Source organism: Brevundimonas aurantiaca (assembly GCF_904830995.1).
GTDB lineage: Bacteria > Pseudomonadota > Alphaproteobacteria > Caulobacterales > Caulobacteraceae > Brevundimonas > Brevundimonas aurantiaca.
In genome coordinates this window covers 2,495,598-2,510,758 of record NZ_CAJGVD010000001.1, presented here as the reverse complement: position 1 = coordinate 2,510,758, position 15,161 = coordinate 2,495,598, and the positions used below count along the sequence as shown (strand labels likewise).

The 15,161-nt window shown below is 69.5% G+C and carries 16 protein-coding genes and 1 tRNA gene; 8 read left to right on the top strand and 9 right to left on the bottom strand.

Annotated elements, in window-relative coordinates; genetic code table 11:
* Positions 1–3 precede the first annotated feature (3 nt).
* Entirely contained in the window at positions 4–360 is a 357-nt protein-coding gene (locus JMT67_RS12310; protein WP_201463609.1) for a thiol-disulfide oxidoreductase DCC family protein, read from the bottom strand.
* Positions 361–507: 147 nt separating this feature from the next.
* Between JMT67_RS12310 and JMT67_RS12305 the strand changes: the two genes are divergently transcribed.
* Positions 508–969, top strand: coding sequence for a DUF3429 domain-containing protein (locus JMT67_RS12305; RefSeq protein ID WP_201463608.1), 462 nt, complete (start codon positions 508–510; stop codon positions 967–969).
* Positions 970–1,041: 72 nt separating this feature from the next.
* Here JMT67_RS12305 and JMT67_RS12300 read toward each other — a convergent pair.
* Both JMT67_RS12300 and JMT67_RS12295 read right to left on the bottom strand, forming a co-directional pair.
* A tRNA-Gly gene (locus JMT67_RS12300) sits at positions 1,042–1,116 on the bottom strand.
* A gap of 221 nt (positions 1,117–1,337) precedes the next feature.
* Positions 1,338–2,120, bottom strand: coding sequence for an SDR family NAD(P)-dependent oxidoreductase (locus JMT67_RS12295; protein WP_201463607.1), 783 nt, complete (start codon positions 2,118–2,120; stop codon positions 1,338–1,340).
* A gap of 55 nt (positions 2,121–2,175) precedes the next feature.
* Between JMT67_RS12295 and JMT67_RS12290 the strand changes: the two genes are divergently transcribed.
* Positions 2,176–2,574, top strand: coding sequence for a YkvA family protein (locus tag JMT67_RS12290; RefSeq protein WP_054764619.1), 399 nt, complete (start codon positions 2,176–2,178; stop codon positions 2,572–2,574).
* A gap of 153 nt (positions 2,575–2,727) precedes the next feature.
* Here JMT67_RS12290 and JMT67_RS12285 read toward each other — a convergent pair whose 3' ends face one another.
* Positions 2,728–3,729: an NADPH:quinone oxidoreductase family protein gene (locus tag JMT67_RS12285; protein WP_201463606.1), complete on the bottom strand. Its 1,002-nt coding sequence runs from the start codon at positions 3,727–3,729 to the stop codon at positions 2,728–2,730.
* A gap of 144 nt (positions 3,730–3,873) precedes the next feature.
* On the opposite strand from JMT67_RS12285, the gene JMT67_RS12280 reads away from it, so the two are divergent.
* Together JMT67_RS12280 and JMT67_RS12275 are read left to right on the top strand one after the other, a co-directional pair.
* Positions 3,874–4,746: an isoaspartyl peptidase/L-asparaginase family protein gene (locus tag JMT67_RS12280; protein WP_201463605.1), complete on the top strand. Its 873-nt coding sequence runs from the start codon at positions 3,874–3,876 to the stop codon at positions 4,744–4,746.
* A gap of 77 nt (positions 4,747–4,823) precedes the next feature.
* Entirely contained in the window at positions 4,824–7,703 is a 2,880-nt protein-coding gene (locus JMT67_RS12275; RefSeq protein ID WP_201463604.1) for a M16 family metallopeptidase, read from the top strand.
* 168 nt (positions 7,704–7,871) lie between these two features.
* Here JMT67_RS12275 and JMT67_RS12270 read toward each other — a convergent pair whose 3' ends face one another.
* The 4 genes from JMT67_RS12270 to JMT67_RS12255 all read right to left on the bottom strand — a co-directional run bounded on the left by JMT67_RS12270 (position 7,872) and on the right by JMT67_RS12255 (position 10,957).
* Positions 7,872–8,702 (bottom strand): S1 family peptidase, encoded by an 831-nt coding sequence (locus JMT67_RS12270; RefSeq protein WP_183217508.1) that lies wholly within the window; start codon positions 8,700–8,702, stop codon positions 7,872–7,874.
* Positions 8,703–8,721: 19 nt separating this feature from the next.
* Positions 8,722–9,162, bottom strand: a complete 441-nt coding sequence (locus JMT67_RS12265; protein ID WP_183217506.1) for a DUF350 domain-containing protein — start codon at positions 9,160–9,162, stop codon at positions 8,722–8,724.
* A 254-nt stretch (positions 9,163–9,416) separates the two neighbouring features.
* On the bottom strand, positions 9,417–10,577 hold the full coding sequence (rlmN, locus tag JMT67_RS12260; protein ID WP_182713389.1) for a 23S rRNA (adenine(2503)-C(2))-methyltransferase RlmN: 1,161 nt from the start codon (positions 10,575–10,577) through the stop codon (positions 9,417–9,419).
* A gap of 80 nt (positions 10,578–10,657) precedes the next feature.
* Positions 10,658–10,957, bottom strand: coding sequence for a DUF6356 family protein (locus JMT67_RS12255; RefSeq protein WP_201463603.1), 300 nt, complete (start codon positions 10,955–10,957; stop codon positions 10,658–10,660).
* 159 nt (positions 10,958–11,116) lie between these two features.
* Here JMT67_RS12255 and JMT67_RS12250 point away from each other — a divergent pair, with 159 nt between their 5' ends.
* Together JMT67_RS12250 and JMT67_RS12245 are read left to right on the top strand one after the other, a co-directional pair.
* Positions 11,117–12,487, top strand: a complete 1,371-nt coding sequence (locus tag JMT67_RS12250) for a trypsin-like peptidase domain-containing protein (protein WP_201463602.1) — start codon at positions 11,117–11,119, stop codon at positions 12,485–12,487.
* Positions 12,488–12,782: 295 nt separating this feature from the next.
* A complete protein-coding gene (locus JMT67_RS12245; RefSeq protein WP_201463601.1) occupies positions 12,783–13,127 on the top strand; it encodes a DUF2794 domain-containing protein in 345 nt (114 codons plus the stop codon).
* A gap of 52 nt (positions 13,128–13,179) precedes the next feature.
* Here JMT67_RS12245 and JMT67_RS12240 read toward each other — a convergent pair whose 3' ends face one another.
* Entirely contained in the window at positions 13,180–13,929 is a 750-nt protein-coding gene (locus JMT67_RS12240; RefSeq protein ID WP_201463600.1) for a Bax inhibitor-1/YccA family protein, read from the bottom strand.
* A 131-nt stretch (positions 13,930–14,060) separates the two neighbouring features.
* On the opposite strand from JMT67_RS12240, the gene thpR reads away from it, so the two are divergent.
* On the top strand, positions 14,061–14,600 hold the full coding sequence (gene thpR, locus JMT67_RS12235; RefSeq protein WP_152949407.1) for an RNA 2',3'-cyclic phosphodiesterase: 540 nt from the start codon (positions 14,061–14,063) through the stop codon (positions 14,598–14,600).
* Positions 14,597–15,145, top strand: coding sequence for a GNAT family N-acetyltransferase (locus JMT67_RS12230; RefSeq protein ID WP_201463599.1), 549 nt, complete (start codon positions 14,597–14,599; stop codon positions 15,143–15,145). Before thpR ends, JMT67_RS12230 begins: the two co-directional genes overlap by 4 nt.
* Positions 15,146–15,161: the final 16 nt, after the last annotated feature.

Below are 15,161 nucleotides of genomic sequence, written 5' to 3'. Positions count from 1 at the left end.
GGCTCACCCCGCCCTTCGCGCCAGGGCCTGAAGCCGGGGCCGCACCTTCAGAAACAGGCGATAGGCCGCCTCCAGCCCCGCCAGCACAATCGGCGACCGCGCCGCGAGGCCCAGGGGCCGCAACAAGGGAATGGCCCGCCACATGGCCGCAAAGGCCGCCGCCCCCGACAGGATCCGCCCGTCCTCGCGCGCATGAAACCGGGCCAGCAAGGTTTCGCGATCCAGCGGGCAGGCGACATCCCCGTCGCCCGCCACATCGACGAATTCGATGGCGCCGCGCCGGTCCAGCCGTCGCATCAGGGCGATCTCGCGGCGGCACAGGGGGCAGGCCCCGTCGTGCCAGACGACCAGCCGGCTCATCGGCTTGGTTCAGAACAGGGCGCGGGGCGGGCTGAACGTCGGATCATCGGGGAGGAGAGCTTCCGGAAGGCGCGGCGCGCGGTGATCGTGATATACGAACCGGCGCCGGGGATCGGATTTGCCTCCCCGCACAGACGCCGGATCGAGATGGACACGAACGCCCCCGCCCGCCTTCCCTCCCTCGCCCGCCTGCTGGGCTTCTCGGGCCTGCTGCCCCAGGCGGCGGCGGTCGCCCTGCTGGTCGGCGGCGGGGCCGAACTGCGCCCCCTGGCCCTGGGTTTGGCCTTTGGTTACGCCGCCCTGATCTTCAGCTTCCTGGGCGGGGTCTGGTGGGGCCTGGCGACGGCCGCGCGCGGCAAGGCCCCGGCCTGGGTCTGGAGCGTGGCGGTGCTTCCGTCGCTGCTGGCCCTGGCTGCGGCCTGGCCCCTCGCGGCGGGCGAGAGCGATCTCCGACTGTCGCTGGGCCTGCTGGGCGGCTTCATCGCCCTCAGCGTCCTGGTCGATGTCCGGCTGAAGGCCTTAGGCCTGACGCCCCAGGGCTGGCTGGGGCTGCGGCTACCCTTGTCTCTGGGCCTCGGCGCCCTGACGCTGGCGGCCGCCCTGCTCTGAGACATCGCTGGGTTTCAGGCAAAAAATCGGGGCCTGCCGAGAACGACAGGCCCCTGATTTTGCATCCCGACATGGAGCGGGCGAGGCGATTCGAACGCCCGACCCCAACCTTGGCAAGGTTGTGCTCTACCCCTGAGCTACGCCCGCAATCCGTAAGGCGCCGCGTGTGCGCCCCGTCGAGGAGGGGGCGTATAGCGGAGGGTTGCGGCGGACCGCAAGCTCTTTTTTGCGGCTATCGCGCTTCGCGCTGCTTGAGCCGGATTCACGCCTAAACGGCCGAAGCCGGGACGCCCCCACGCTCGCCGCATGAGTGCTTTGGCGCTCAAGCAGCGAGCGACCGCGTCGCGAGCGTAGCGCCCTTCCGCGCCTCAGCGCGGCGCCAAACGTATGGCCCCGTCCAGACGGATGCACTCGCCGTTGATATAGACGTTGCGCGCCAGTTCCAGCACCAGGGAGGCGTAGTCGGCGGGCGTGCCCAGTCGGCTGGGGAAGGGAATGGCGGCGGCCAGGCTGTCCTGGATCTTCTGATCCATGCCGGCCATCATCGGCGTCCACATGATGCCGGGCAGGATGGTGTTGCAGCGCACCCCTTCCTGGGCCAGGTCCCGCGCGATCGGCAGGGTCATGGCGTAGACCCCGCCCTTGGAGGCCGAATAGGCCGCCTGGCCGATCTGGCCGTCCTGGGCCGCCACCGAGGCCGTATTGACGATCAGGCCGCGCTCGCCGTCCGCCATGGGCTCCAGCGTCACCATGCCCGCCGCCGACTGCGACAGGACGCGGAAGGTGCCGAACAGATTGACCCGCACGGTGCGCTCGAACTGGGCCATGTCGTGGGCCTTGATCTCGCCGGTGTCCTTCTTGCGCGAGACGGTCTTCATGCCGGTGGCGATGCCGGCGCAGTTGACGGTCAGCCGCTCCTGGCCGTGGGCGGCGCGCGCCTTTTCGAAGGCGGCGGCCACCGAGGCGTCGTCGGTCACGTCCACCTGGCAGAAGACGCCGCCGATCTCGGCGGCAATGGCCTCGCCCTTTTCGGCGTTCAGATCGAACAGGGCCACCTTGGCGCCCGTGGCGGCGATGGCGCGGGCCGTGCCTTCGCCGAGGCCGGACGCCCCGCCCGTGACCACGGCGGCGATGCTGCTGTCGAGTTTCATCCCGGTCTTTCCTATGTTGTAATGAACCTGAGTTTCGTTTGAGGATTTAGCGGCCATGACCGCCAAAGCCAAACCCGTCTCGCCCGAAGACGCCCTGGACCCGAAAAAGGCCCTGGTCCCGACCGTGGTGAAGGTCAATGAGGCGCGGGTGACGCGCGGCTTCTGGCCCAAGATCCAGCGCACGGCGGCACGCATCCCCTTCGCGGATCAGGCCCTGGCCGCCTGGTACGCCGCCCGCGATCCCCAGACTCCGCTTCCGGCCAAGGGGATGATCTTCGCCGCCCTGGCCTATTTCGTCATGCCGGTGGACGCCATTCCCGACCTGTTCGCCGGCATAGGCTACACCGACGACGCCGCCGTCATCGCCGCCCTGATCGCCACCCTGGGCGCCAACATCAAGCGCCGCCACCGCGACCAGGCGGAAGAGGCGGTGGAGCGGCTGAGGGGCGGATGACCGACCTTCCCCCGCTCCAAGTGTCAGGCCGTGGCGCGAAGCGACACGCCTGACGATGGGGCAAGTCTTCCTTTCGGCGAAACTCCCCTCTCCGTCGCTGGTCCGCTACGCGGACGCCGCGACACCTCTCCCGCAGGCGGGAGAGGGTCTGATCTAATCCCCCACCGTCACCACGATCTTGCCCAGGGCCTGCCGGTCGCCCAGGGCCGCGATCGCCGCCCCCGCCTTCTCCAGCGGGAAGGTCTTGGACACGCGCGGCTTGATCTTGCCCTCGGCGTACATCTGCATCAGTTCGGCCATGTTGGCGGCGTGGCCCTTGGGATCGCGCGCCACGGCCGCGCCCCAGAAGACCCCGATCACCGACACCGACTTCAGCAGGGTCAGGTTCAGCGGCAGGGCCGGGATGCCCGCCGGGAAGCCGACGACCAGATAGCGCCCGTTCCAGTCCATGGCCCTGAGCGCCGGATCGGCGTAGTCGCCGCCGACCGCGTCATAAACGACGTCCGCGCCGTCGCGGCCGGTCGCCAGTTTGAACTCGCCCGACAGCGCCTTCTGCGCCGCCTTGTCCATCGGCCCCGTCGGATAGATCAGGCCGTTGTCGGCCCCCAGCGCCAGGGCGAACTCGACCTTGTCATTGGTCGAGGCGGCGGCGACCACGCGGGCGCCCATGGCCTTGCCCAGCTCCACGGCGGCGGCGCCGACGCCGCCTGCGGCGCCCAGCACCAGCAGGGTCTCGCCCGGCTTCAGCTGCGCCCGGTCCTTCAGGGCGTAATAGCTGGTGCCGTAGGTCATGATCAGGGCCGCCGCCTCCTCGAAGCTCATCGCCTCGGGCATGGGAATGACCGTCTCGGCCCGGACCGCCAGCCGTTCGACCAGCCCGCCCCAGCCGGGCACGGCGATAACCCGGTCGCCCTTGGCCACGCCCTTGACGCCCTCGCCCACCGCCTCGACCACGCCCGCGACCTCAGCGCCGGGCGAAAAGGGCCGTTCGGGCCGGAACTGGTATTTGTCCTCGATGATCAGCGTATCGGGATAGTTGATCCCCACGGCCTTGACCTCGATGACCACCTCCCCCGCCTTGGGCGTCGGATCGAGCACGTCTTCGACCACGAGAGTTTCGGGACCGCCGGCGGCCTTGGACAGAACTGCACGCATCATTCCTCCCTTGGGCCTACCGCGCTTAGCGCGACTTGAGGCCCGCTTGTCTTCGACCGACATGGCGCGGCCTTCATCGCGACGCTAAAGAGCGCCACGCCCGATTGAAAGAGGCGACGAAAAGCAGGTTCGGAAAGACAGACCATGACCGCCCTCATCCTCCACGGCGGCGCCGGCGCCCGGCGCGAACGCAACTATGACGCCGAAGTCGCCCACATGCGCCAGGTGGTCGAGGCCATGAAGCCGCGTCTGGACGCAGGCGAAAGCGCCCTGGACGTCGCCACGGCCGCCGTCGTCATGCTGGAGGATTCCGGCCTCTATGTCGCCGGCAAGGGCGCCTCGCCCAATCTGGCCGGCGCCTATGAGCTGGACGCCAGCCTGATGGACGGATCGACGAAACGGGCCGGGTCCGTCGCCGCCCTCCAGGGCTTTCGCAACCCTGTCGTCGCGGCCCGCGCCGTGATGGAGCGCACCCCCCACGTCATGCTGGTGGGCGAGGGCGCGGCCCTGTTCGCCCAGGATCAGGGGCTGGAGCCGATCGCCGACGAGGCCGCCTGGTATACGGGCGCCGGTCAGGGCGAGGACAATCATCCGCCCGGAACCCTGAGCCACGGCACCGTCGGCGCTTGCGTGCTGGACGCCGCCGGCCGCCTGGCCGCCGCCACCTCGACCGCCGGGGTCTTCGGCAAGATGCCGGGCCGCGCCGGCGACACCCCCATCCCCGCCGCCGGAACCTGGGCCGACGGTCACGCCGCGACCTCCTGCACCGGCCAGGGCGAATATTTCATCCGCGTCGCCGCCGCCGCCCAGGTCGCCTGGCGCGTCGCGGCGGGTCAGACCCTGGCCGCCGCGACCCAGGCGGTCATCGACGAGATCGGCGAAATGGGCGGCGACGGCGGCCTGATCGCCCTGGACGCCGCCGGAAACATCGCCGCCCCCTTCAACAGCCAGGGAATGAAACACGCCTGGCTGACGCCGGACGGCGAGATCGGCGTTGAGGTGTTTGAACGACGATAATTACAGCTCGGTAAGGTGCATGTCAGCCGAGGGCTGATACGGTCCCATCGCCCGGCGTTCCGGGCCTGGAGATCTCGATGAAAGTCCGCCTCACCGTCACCGTCGCCGCCTCGGCCCTGCTGCTGGGCCTCGCCGCGCCCGCCTTCGCGGCGCCGGCCGCCGCACTCGCGCCTGCGCCTGCCACGGCCCAGGCCCAGGCCCAGGCCCAGCAGGGCGTGGTCGTCCCGCCGCTGGGCTTCACCAAGCGGGTCCTGCCGAACGGGCTGGAGGTCTACACCGCCCGCGACGCCGACACCTCGAACGTGACGGTCCAGGTCTGGTACAAGGTCGGGTCCAAGGACGATCCGGCCGGCCGCTCGGGCTTCGCCCACCTGTTCGAACATCTGATGTTCAAGGCGACCAGGAACCTGCCGCCTGAAACCTTCGACCGGCTGACCGAGGATGTGGGCGGTTCGAACAACGCCTTCACCGCCGACGACACCACCGCCTATTTCGAGACCGTCCCCGCCAACCACCTGCAGCGGATGCTGTTCGCCGAGGCCGAGCGGATGGGCTCCCTGGTCGTGGACGAGCCGACCTTCGTCGCCGAGCGCGACGTGGTGAAGGAAGAATATCGCCAGCGCGTCCTGGCCAACCCCTATGGCCGTCTGTTCGGCCTGTTTGTGCCCGAGACCCTGTATCAGGAAAGCCCCTATCGCCGTCCCGGCATCGGTTCGATCGAGGAGTTGAACGCCTCGTCCCTGGACGACGTCCTGCGCTTCCACGCCACCTACTACCGGCCCGACAACGCCTATCTGATCGTCGCCGGCAACTTCGACCAGGCCCAGCTGGACCGCTGGATCGATCAGTATTTCGTTCCGCTGAAGAACCCGACCACGCCGCTGCCGGCCAACAATGTGGCCGAGCCCGAGCCGACCGGTCCGCGCGACGTCACCTACTACGCCCCCAACGTCCCCCTGCCGGCCGTGGTGATCGGCTGGCCGACGGTCAAATACGCCGACGCCGACCGCGCCGCCCTGACCGTGCTGGACGGCATATTGTCCACCGGCGAAAGCAGCCGCCTGTACCGTTCGCTGGTCTATGATCAGCAGATCGCCGCCCAGATCGGCTCCACCCCCGACTTCGCCCAGCAGGCCGGCAATCTGACCGCCCTGGCCATCATGGCCCAGGGTCATACGGCGGACGAAGGGATCGCCGCCTTGAACGCCGAGATCGCCAAGCTGCGCGACGCCCCCGTCACCGCCGCCGAACTGACCGAGGCCAAGAACGAGATCGTCGCCGACGCGCTGCGCAATCGCGAGACAGTGGACGATCGCGCCTCGGCGCTGGGCTTCGCCCTGATCAACACCGGCGACGCCGCCTCGGCCGACCGCGAGATCGCCCAGATCCAGGCCGTCACCGTCGCCGACGTCCAGCGCGTCGCCCGCAAATATCTGACGCCCCAGCGCCAGTCGACGATCCGCTATCTGCCCGCCGACGAACAGAACCCGCCCTCGGTTCAGAAGATGAACGTCGACGCCCCCGTCAAGGTCGCCGACCTGGCGCCGGCCGGAACCCCGGCGGTCCTGCTGCCGGAGGCCCAGCGCACGCCTCTGCCGCAGCCCGGCGCGGAAGTGGCCCCGGCCACCCCCGCCGTCGCCGACTTCCGCCTGGACAACGGCCTTCGCGTCCTGGTCGCCCCGACCGACGGGGTGCCGCTGGTCTCGGCCCGCCTCAGCTTCGACGCCGGCTCGTCTGACGACCCGGCGGGCAAGGCCGGAATCGCCTCCATGACCGCCGCCCTGCTGACCCAGGGCACCAAGACCAAGTCGGCGCCCGAGATCGCGACCGAGATCGAACAGCTGGGCGCCTCCATCGGCGCCGGCGCGGGCGTGGACTTCACCAATGTCTACGCCAACGCCCCGGCCAACGCCTTCCCCCAGACGGTCGCCCTGATGGCCGATCTGGTGAAGAACCCGACCTTCGCCGCCGAGGAGCTTGAGCGGCAGCAGGCTCAGACCCTGGACAATCTTCGCGTCGCCCTCAGCCAGCCGGGCTCCATCGCCGGCCAGGCCGTGGGCCGGGTCGTCTATGGCGACGCCCCCTACGGGGCGCCGGGCTCGGGCACGGTCCAGTCGGTGCCCGCCATCACCCCGGCGGACGTCGCGGCCTTCCACGCCGCCCGCTATCGCCCCTCGGACGCCACCCTGGTCTTCTCCGGCGACATCACCCCGGCGGCCGCCCGCGCCCTGGCGCAACAGGCGTTCGGCGACTGGCGCCCGGCGGGTCAGGCGGCCGCGCCCGTCGCCGCCCCGGCCGGTCAGGCCCTGGCCCCGCGCATCGTCGTGGTGAACCAGCCCGGCGCGGGTCAGGCTGCGGTTGTCGCCGCCATTAGCGGCGTGTCGCGCACCGACGCCGACTATTTCCCGCTCACTCTAGGCAATACCCTGCTGGGCGGGGGCTTCTCGTCGCGGCTGAACCAGGAGATCCGCATCAAGCGCGGCCTGTCCTACGGCGCCGGCTCCTCCCTGGGCGCGCGCGCCGATGCGGGCCTGTTCACCGCCTCGACCCAGACCAAGAACGAGACCGCCGATGAGGTGGCCGATCTGATCCTGGCCGAGATCGCCAAACTGGGCGCGGAAACCCCGACCCAGGCCGACCTGGCGCCGCGCCGGGCCACCCTGATCGGCGGCTTCGGCCGCTCGCTGGAGACGGTCGACGGCCTGGGCGCCCTGGTCGCCAACCTGGCCCTCTACGACCTGCCGATGAGCGATCTGGCCGACTACGCCGGCCGCGTCCGCGCCGTGACGCCGGAACAGGTCCAGGCCGCCTTCGCCGAACACCTGCCGGTCAATCGCGCCAGCTTGGTGATCGTCGGCGACGGGTCGCTGTTCCTCGACGCCCTGCGGACCAAACACCCGAACCTGGAGGTCATCGAGGCGAGCGAACTGAACCTCAACAGCGGTTCGCTGAAGTAGGCGCAGCCATCATGTCTCCTCCCCGCTCTGCGGGGAGGTGGCGCGACGCTCTTCGCGTCGTGACGGAGGGGTTCTTTCCGCATCACTACGGTCGGTGCGGCGTTGACAACCCCTCCACCACGCTTCGCGCGGTCCCCCTCCCCATTTCATGGGGAGGAGACGAAGGCCTCAAACCGACAGACACACCACCTGGGCCACGCGCAGGTCGCGGCGCAGGGCGTCCGCCACCCGGCCGTAGTTGTCGATCGTCACCGGCTCGCCCAGCGCCGCCTCGTCCGCCCGCTGTTCGCCGCGAATGGCGGGGGCGAAGGATTCAGGGGCCGTGGTGTAGATCCGGCCCCGGCGCGGCGCCTCGGCGATGGTGACGCCCAGCACCCGCCCGCGCCCGTCCATCACCGGCGCGCCCGACAGTCCCGACAGGGTCCCCTCCAGCCCGTCGGTGCGCCCGACCTCGGCCCAGGCCAGAACCGGTTCGTCATGGGCGCCGCGGCCGAACACCTTCAGGGTCTCGCGCCCCAGCAGGCGCGAGGTCACCTCGCCCGCCCGCCCCTGGGGAAAGCCGGGGTGAAAGGCGCGCTGGCCCTTGCGCAGCGGGGCCTGGACCGCGACCGGCAGGGCGGGCGGCCCGCCTTCCGTGAGCAGCAGGGCCACGTCGGCCCGGGGAGCCAGGCGCACATCGGCCGCCACCGCCCGGCCGCCGCCCACCACCAGGGCCGGCCGACGACAGCCCTCGACCACATGGCGGGCCGTGACCCAGCGACCGCGCCCGGCGATCGAAAAGGCGGTGCCGGATTTCGGCGTAAAGGGCGTGTCCGGCGCGTCCAGGGTGACGGCCGTGTCGAAGGGGGTGATGGGGCCCAGCAGGGCGCCCTCGATCTCGTCGGGCGGCGGCGGGGCGGGCGGGGCGTCGGCGTTCTCGCGCCGGCCCAGCGACACCGCCAGCAGCACGCCCGCCACCGCTCCGTAGATGGCCCAGTCCGGCAGGCGGGGAAATTGCATGACGCGATCCGTTCGCCGCTCAGCCGGTCAGGGCGGCCGACAGGATCAGGGCGGTCGCCAGCTTGGCCCCGACCAGGACCACCGAGGCCGCAACCTCGCCGTCCTTGATCCGCTGCGGCAGGCCGTGCAGCATCAGGTCCACGATCCGGAAGGCCAGCAGCTGCAGCACCAGGGTCGCCACGCCCCAGATGGCCACGTCCCGCACCGAGGTCGAGACCGACAGGGACACCGCCAAGGGAATGGCCAGACCCACCAGAATGCCCGCGAAGGCCACGGCGGCGGCCGGATTGCCCTCGCGGATCAGGGCGATCTCCTTCCACGGCGTCAGCAGGGCGTAGACCGTCGCCCCCGCCGCCAGCAGCAGCAGGGTCACGATCAGGTGCGTGACCATGACCGGAAAGCCCGAGGCGAAAGCCTGCACCTCGGCGCTCGACAGGACGTTCGTCAGTGAGGGGTCCATGTCCACACGCCTTGCCCGATTGCCGCCCTAATCCGCAAGCGCGACTGAGACACACTGGGTGACATTATGTGTCGGAGACGGTCCATAGACCCTCTCCCGCTTGCGGGAGAGGTGGCCCGGCGTCCGCGCAAGCGGACCAGGGTCGGAGAGGGAAGTCTTGCTTAAAGCAAATAGACTTCCCCCATCGTCAGCCGTCTCGCTACGCTCGACGAACTGACACTTCCCCCGCAAGCGGGGGAAGATTGAAACGCCGCTTACGCCGCCGCCTGCTCCGCCTTCCTGATTGCGCTCGCCCGCAGCTTCTCGCTCTCGGACTTCAGCTGGCCGCAGGCGGCCAGGATGTCGCGGCCGCGGGGGGTGCGGATGGGGCTGGCGTAGCCGGCGCGGTTCAGGATGGCGGCGAAGGCCTCGATCGTCTTCCAGTCCGAGCACTGGTAGTCCGTGCCGGGCCAGGGGTTGAACGGGATCAGGTTCACCTTGGCCGGTATGCCCTGGATCAGCTTGACCAGGGCGCGCGCCTCATCCGGGCTGTCGTTGACGCCCTTCAGCATGACATATTCGAACGTCACCCGCTTGGCGTTGCCCAGGCCCGGATAGGCGCGGATGGCGGCCATCAGCTGGTCCAGCGGATATTTCTTGTTCAGCGGCACCAGGACGTCGCGCAGCGGGTCGTTGGTGGCGTGCAGGCTGATGGCCAGCATGGTCCCGGTCCGCTCGCCCAGCTCGGGGATCATCGGCACCACGCCCGAGGTCGAGACGGTGATCCGCCGCCGCGAAATGGCGATCCCCTCATTGTCCGAGATGATGTCGATCGCGTCCGAGACATTGTCCAAATTGTAGAGCGGCTCGCCCATGCCCATGAAGACGATGTTGGACAGGCGGCGGTCTTCCTTGGGCGACGGCCATTCCTCCAGGTCGTCGCGGGCCACCTGGACCTGGGCCACGATCTCGGCGGCGGTCAGGTTGCGGACCAGCTTCTGGGTGCCGGTGTGGCAGAAGGTGCAGTTCAGGGTGCAGCCGACCTGGGACGAGACGCAAAGCGCCCCGGCCCGACCCACGTCGGGGATGTAGACGGTCTCGATCTCTATGCCCGGCGCCGTGCGGATCAGCCATTTGCGGGTGCCGTCCTTCGACACCTGGCGTTCCACGATCTCGGGCCGGGCCAGGGTGAAATGCTCGGCCAGCCTGGCCTGCATGTCCTTGGCGACGTTCGACATGGCCGCGAAGTCGGTGACGCCGTAGTGGTGGATCCAGCTCCACACCTGGCTGGCGCGCATCTTGGCCTTTTCAGGCGGGCAGACGCCCGCATCGATCAGGGCCTGGCGCAGGCCGGCGCGCGTCAGACCGGACAGGTTGACGGGGGCCTTTACGGCCGGCGCGTTCGAGACACGGGAAAGATCGAGCGTAATGCTCAAGGCGGCGATCCTGGATGCGGTTTAGCCCGCCTCTATAGCACAAACCCCGGCAATTGCATGACCGGGCCGGTCGGAGCGCCCTAAAGCCCCACGTCCCAGACCCCGGCGTCGCGCATCCGACTCTGTTTCGCCTCCTCCGCCCGGCCGCCCATCTCCTGGGCCATGCCCCGGATGGCGGTGGAGACGGTGGTCTTGTGCACACCGGGGATCAGGGCGTGGGCGAAGGCGGCGCCCGCCAGCCGCAGCAGGCGAAAGGCGAAGGCGGTCGAGGCGGCCATGTGCTGGAGATAGGTCTCGCCCACCTCGCGCGGATGGTCGCGGAACAGGCGGTCGAACGCCGTCGAGCCCCGGCGGGCGCGGTCGATCGTCGTCTGGCTCATGCGGCGGCTCCCGGTGTTCGCCCGACGATGGTCACGCGGGAACGGTCGCCGCGCAAGCCCTGTTTCGCGCATCCGACGCGACGGCCTTCGATCGGGACGGCGCCCATCGTCAGGTCGATCAAGTCGGGCTAAGGTCGCGGCTCGATCAAGGGACATTCTATGACGCTTCGCTTTTCGGCCGCCGCCTCCCTGACTGTTGCGACCGCCCTTTTGGCCGCTGCCGGCCCCGTCCTGGCCCAGTCGGCGCCCACCGTCCTGCCCTATGACGCGCGCCGCGGCGTCTTCAGCTTCGCCGCAGGTCTGGAAAGCTCGCTGCCGGCCGTGGTCAAGGTGACGACCCTGGGCCAGTCGCGCGGCCCCAGTTCCGATGCGGACGATCCCAAACCCTACGCCTCCGGCTCCGGCGTCGTCATCGACGCGGCCCAGGGCCTGGTGATCACCAACAACCATGTGGTCGAGAACGGGCGGAAATTCACCGTCGATCTGATCGACGGCCGGCTGTTCGACGCCGTCCTGGTCGGGGCGGACAAGGCCACCGACATCGCCGTGCTGCGGATCACGCCCGACGGGCGGCCGCTGAACCTGAAACAGGTGCAGACGGTGGATTCCGACACCCTGCGGACCGGCGACCTGGCCTTCGCCGTGGGCTACCCCCTGGGCCTGGACCAGACCCTGACCATGGGGGTGATCTCGGGTCTGAACCGATCGGGCCTGGGCGATGCGGTGGAGGACTATATCCAGACCGATGCGGCCGTGAACTCGGGCAATTCGGGCGGGCCGCTGCTGGACAGCCGGGGCCGGCTGATCGGCATCAACACCGCCATCCTGTCGGGCGGCATGGGCGGGGGCAATGACGGCATCGCCTTCGCCGTCCCCACCCGCATCATGCTCTATGTCGCCGACCAGCTGCGCACCCAGGGCGAGGTCAAGCGCGGCGAGACCGGCGCCATCTTCGCCTCCCTGACGCCCGAGCAGGCGCGCCGGATGCGGCTGGGCATCGTGCGCGGCGCCGTGGTGGCCGATGTGGCCCCCGGCTCGCCCGCCGAACGCGCGGGCCTGCGCGAGGATGACGTCATACTGCGCCTCCAGGGGCGACCGGTCGCCAACGCCGGCTCCGTCAACGCCACCGTCGGCGTCGCCGCGCCGGGCTCCAGCCTGAACGTCGTCTATCTGCGCGGAGGGCGCGAGGCCACGACCGCCCTCGCCGTCGAGCCGCCGGTCGAGGCCCCGGTCCAGGTCGGCGTGGACCGCGTCCTTGCCTATGGCGCCATCCTGCGGGACGTGGAGGGCGAGGTTCAGGTTTCGGCCGTCGAGGCCGGCACGCCCGCCGCCCAGGGCGGACTGCTGGCCGGCGACCTGGTCCTCGCCATCGACGGCGTTGCGACGGCGGACATCCGCGCGGCGGCTCGGGCGCTGGAGGCCGCAGCCGGCTCCGTCGCCCTGGAGGTGCGGCGCGGCGGCGACACCCAAACGATCACATTGGAGAAGACGCCCCGGGAGAAGACGGCTGAGGAGAAGACGCCCGCCTGAGCGGCTCCAGCCGGGCTCCAGACAGCGAAACGCCCGCCTTGCCTGGGAGGGGGAGGGGATCGGCAGGGCGGGCGCTCGCTTGGAGGAAGCATCGGCCGCCGGAGCCCTTGTTGGAAACATCCAGGGGGCTGGGGGGGCTGTTCAGGATCCGGACGCTTCCGAACTCCGACGAGCCGATGATCGTTATTTCGCCGCCCAAACGGGCGGGCGAAGGACCGAAACGGGGCCATTTGGTGTCTGAAGCGCTTTTTCCACCCCCTCTGGCGTCCCGCGCCGATGCGCCTAAGTTCAGATCATGAGCCTGACCCCGCACGAGCCGCCGCCCCCCTCTCCACAGGCCGGCCCGGTCTTCTTCGAACGGCGCGAGTTGGACCTGATCCTGCGGGTCTACGGCCGGATGGTGGCCCAGGGCGACTGGCGCGACTACGCCATGGTCGGCCACAAGGATTTCGCCGAATTCGCCGTCTTCCGCCGCTCGGGCGACGCCCCCCTGTACCGCATCGAAAAACGCCCGGCGCTCCAGACCCGCCAGGGCCAGTGGGCCGTCATCGGCGAGGGCGGCCAGATCCTGAAACGCGGCCGCGACCTGGCCCAGGCCCTCAAGGTGTTCGACGGGCGGAAGTTTCAGGTGGTGGACTGACCAAAAAAGGGCCCCGCGAGGGGCCCTTTCCGCATCCGTCTTGCGACCGACCTCAGTTCCGGTTGCCGCCCATGAAGGCCAGCAGGAACTGGAACAGGTTCACGAAGTTGATGAACAGGCTCAGCGCGCCGAAGCCCGTGGCCACGCCCATGGCGTTCTGGTCACCGCCCAGGGCGTAATAGGTCATCTTCAGACGCTGGGTGTCATAGGCGATCAGGCCCGCGAAGATCAGCACGCCCAGGCCCGAGATGATCAGATAGAAGGTCCCGGATTGCAGGAACATGTTGACGATCATGGCGATGATCAGGCCGATCACGCCCATGATCAGGAAGGTGCCCATGCCCGACAGGTCTTTCTTGGTGGTGTAGCCCACCAGGCTCAGACCGCCGAAGGCCGCCGCCGTGACCAGGAAGGTCGAGGCCAGCGAGGCGCCCGTATAGCGCAGGAACAGAATGCCCAGGCCCGCGCCGATCGAGGCGACAACGGCCCAATAGAGCAGGTTCACCCCCTTGGCCGTGGGGTTCTTCATGAAGAACATCGAACCGAACAGCAGAACCAGGGGCGAGAACTGGACCGCCATGCCCAGGACCGTCAGGCCGACGCGGCCGTCCGGCGTCACGCCGAACAGCAGTTGCTGCACCGCCGGCACATTGCCGGTGACATAGGCCAGGGCCGCCGCGACAACGAGGCCCAGAGCCAGCTTGTTGTAGACGCCCAGCATGAAGCTGCGCAGGCCGGCGTCGACCGACATGTCGGCCGTCTGCGGAAACGGGCGGGCGTAGCCGTTGTTGAAATCGCTCATGGCGACGAACCTTCTCCGAGTCGGCCGGGGAGACTTCCCCGGTCACAGGCCTTGAATATCGGAAGCCGAGGCTCCCAGTGCAAGGAAAACCGGACTTGGAAGCGGCGGTTCCGACCGCTACCAACAGTCGCATGTTGCGTCTGTTTACCGCCCTGACCCTGCCGCCGGACGTCGGCGAGACCCTGCAACGGCGTCAGTCCGGCCTACCCGGCGCCCGCTGGCGGCCGCTGGAGGCGCTTCACGTCACCCTGGCCTTCTACGGCGAGACCGACGAGCGGCGGGCCGACGACCTGGCGTCCGAACTGGCCCGCGTGGCCGGCGCCCCCTTCGAGATCGTGCTGAAGGGGGTCGGTGCCTTCGGCGACAACCATCGCAGCCACACGATTTGGGCCGGCGTCGAGACGCCCAACGAACCCCTGTCGGTCCTGGCCGGTCGCTGCAGGAAGGCGGGCGAGCGGGCGAACATCGTCCTGGAGAAGCGCGACTATCGCCCCCACGTCACCCTGGCCTATCTTAAGCCCCAGACCAATCCGGACCGGATCGGCGCCTGGATGGCGGGCCACAATCTGCTGCATTCGCCGCCGATCCGCATCGACCGTTTCGGCCTCTATTCCAGCGTCCTGACCGACGACGGCAGTCACTATGAGCTGGAGCGGGAGTATCTGCTGTGACCGAGATCCGCATCGAGACCGAACGGTTGACCCTGCGTCCCCCGAGGATGGAGGACTTTCCGCGTTGGGCCGAGTTCCAGGCCGATCCCGATGCGACGCGCTTCATCGGCGGCCCCAAGACGCCGGCCGAAACCTGGCGGATCATGGCGACCGTCGCCGGCGCCTGGAGCCTGACCGGCGAAAGCTTCTTCTCGGTGCTTGAGAAAACCACCGGCCGGTGGCTCGGACGGATCGGGCCGTGGCGACCCCACGGCTGGCCGGGGCCGGAGGTCGGTTGGTCCCTGCACCCTGACGCCACGGGACGGGGCTATGCGCTCGAAGCCGCCGCCGCAGCCATCGACTACGCCTTCGACGTCCTGGGCTGGGACGAGGTGGTGCACACGATCGACCTGGACAATACGGCCTCGATCCGGCTGGCTGAACGGCTGAGCTCCACGGCGCGCGGCCCCACCCGCCTGCCAGAACCCTTCGCCGACCTGCCTGTCCATCTGTGGGGCCAGACGCGCGCCGACTGGGCCAGGAACCGCCTCGCCCTGGCGGGCTAGAGCCGATCAGGCGCCC

Coding starts and splice junctions, on each gene's coding strand:
- JMT67_RS12310 (WP_201463609.1), bottom strand. CDS start 360: ATGAGCCGGCTGGTCGTCTGGCACGACGGGGCCTGCCCCCTGTGCCGC.
- JMT67_RS12305 (WP_201463608.1), top strand. CDS start 508: ATGGACACGAACGCCCCCGCCCGCCTTCCCTCCCTCGCCCGCCTGCTG.
- JMT67_RS12295 (WP_201463607.1), bottom strand. CDS start 2,120: ATGAAACTCGACAGCAGCATCGCCGCCGTGGTCACGGGCGGGGCGTCC.
- JMT67_RS12290 (WP_054764619.1), top strand. CDS start 2,176: ATGACCGCCAAAGCCAAACCCGTCTCGCCCGAAGACGCCCTGGACCCG.
- JMT67_RS12285 (WP_201463606.1), bottom strand. CDS start 3,729: ATGCGTGCAGTTCTGTCCAAGGCCGCCGGCGGTCCCGAAACTCTCGTG.
- JMT67_RS12280 (WP_201463605.1), top strand. CDS start 3,874: ATGACCGCCCTCATCCTCCACGGCGGCGCCGGCGCCCGGCGCGAACGC.
- JMT67_RS12275 (WP_201463604.1), top strand. CDS start 4,824: ATGAAAGTCCGCCTCACCGTCACCGTCGCCGCCTCGGCCCTGCTGCTG.
- JMT67_RS12270 (WP_183217508.1), bottom strand. CDS start 8,702: ATGCAATTTCCCCGCCTGCCGGACTGGGCCATCTACGGAGCGGTGGCG.
- JMT67_RS12265 (WP_183217506.1), bottom strand. CDS start 9,162: ATGGACCCCTCACTGACGAACGTCCTGTCGAGCGCCGAGGTGCAGGCT.
- JMT67_RS12255 (WP_201463603.1), bottom strand. CDS start 10,957: ATGAGCCAGACGACGATCGACCGCGCCCGCCGGGGCTCGACGGCGTTC.
- JMT67_RS12250 (WP_201463602.1), top strand. CDS start 11,117: ATGACGCTTCGCTTTTCGGCCGCCGCCTCCCTGACTGTTGCGACCGCC.
- JMT67_RS12245 (WP_201463601.1), top strand. CDS start 12,783: ATGAGCCTGACCCCGCACGAGCCGCCGCCCCCCTCTCCACAGGCCGGC.
- JMT67_RS12240 (WP_201463600.1), bottom strand. CDS start 13,929: ATGAGCGATTTCAACAACGGCTACGCCCGCCCGTTTCCGCAGACGGCC.
- thpR (WP_152949407.1), top strand. CDS start 14,061: ATGTTGCGTCTGTTTACCGCCCTGACCCTGCCGCCGGACGTCGGCGAG.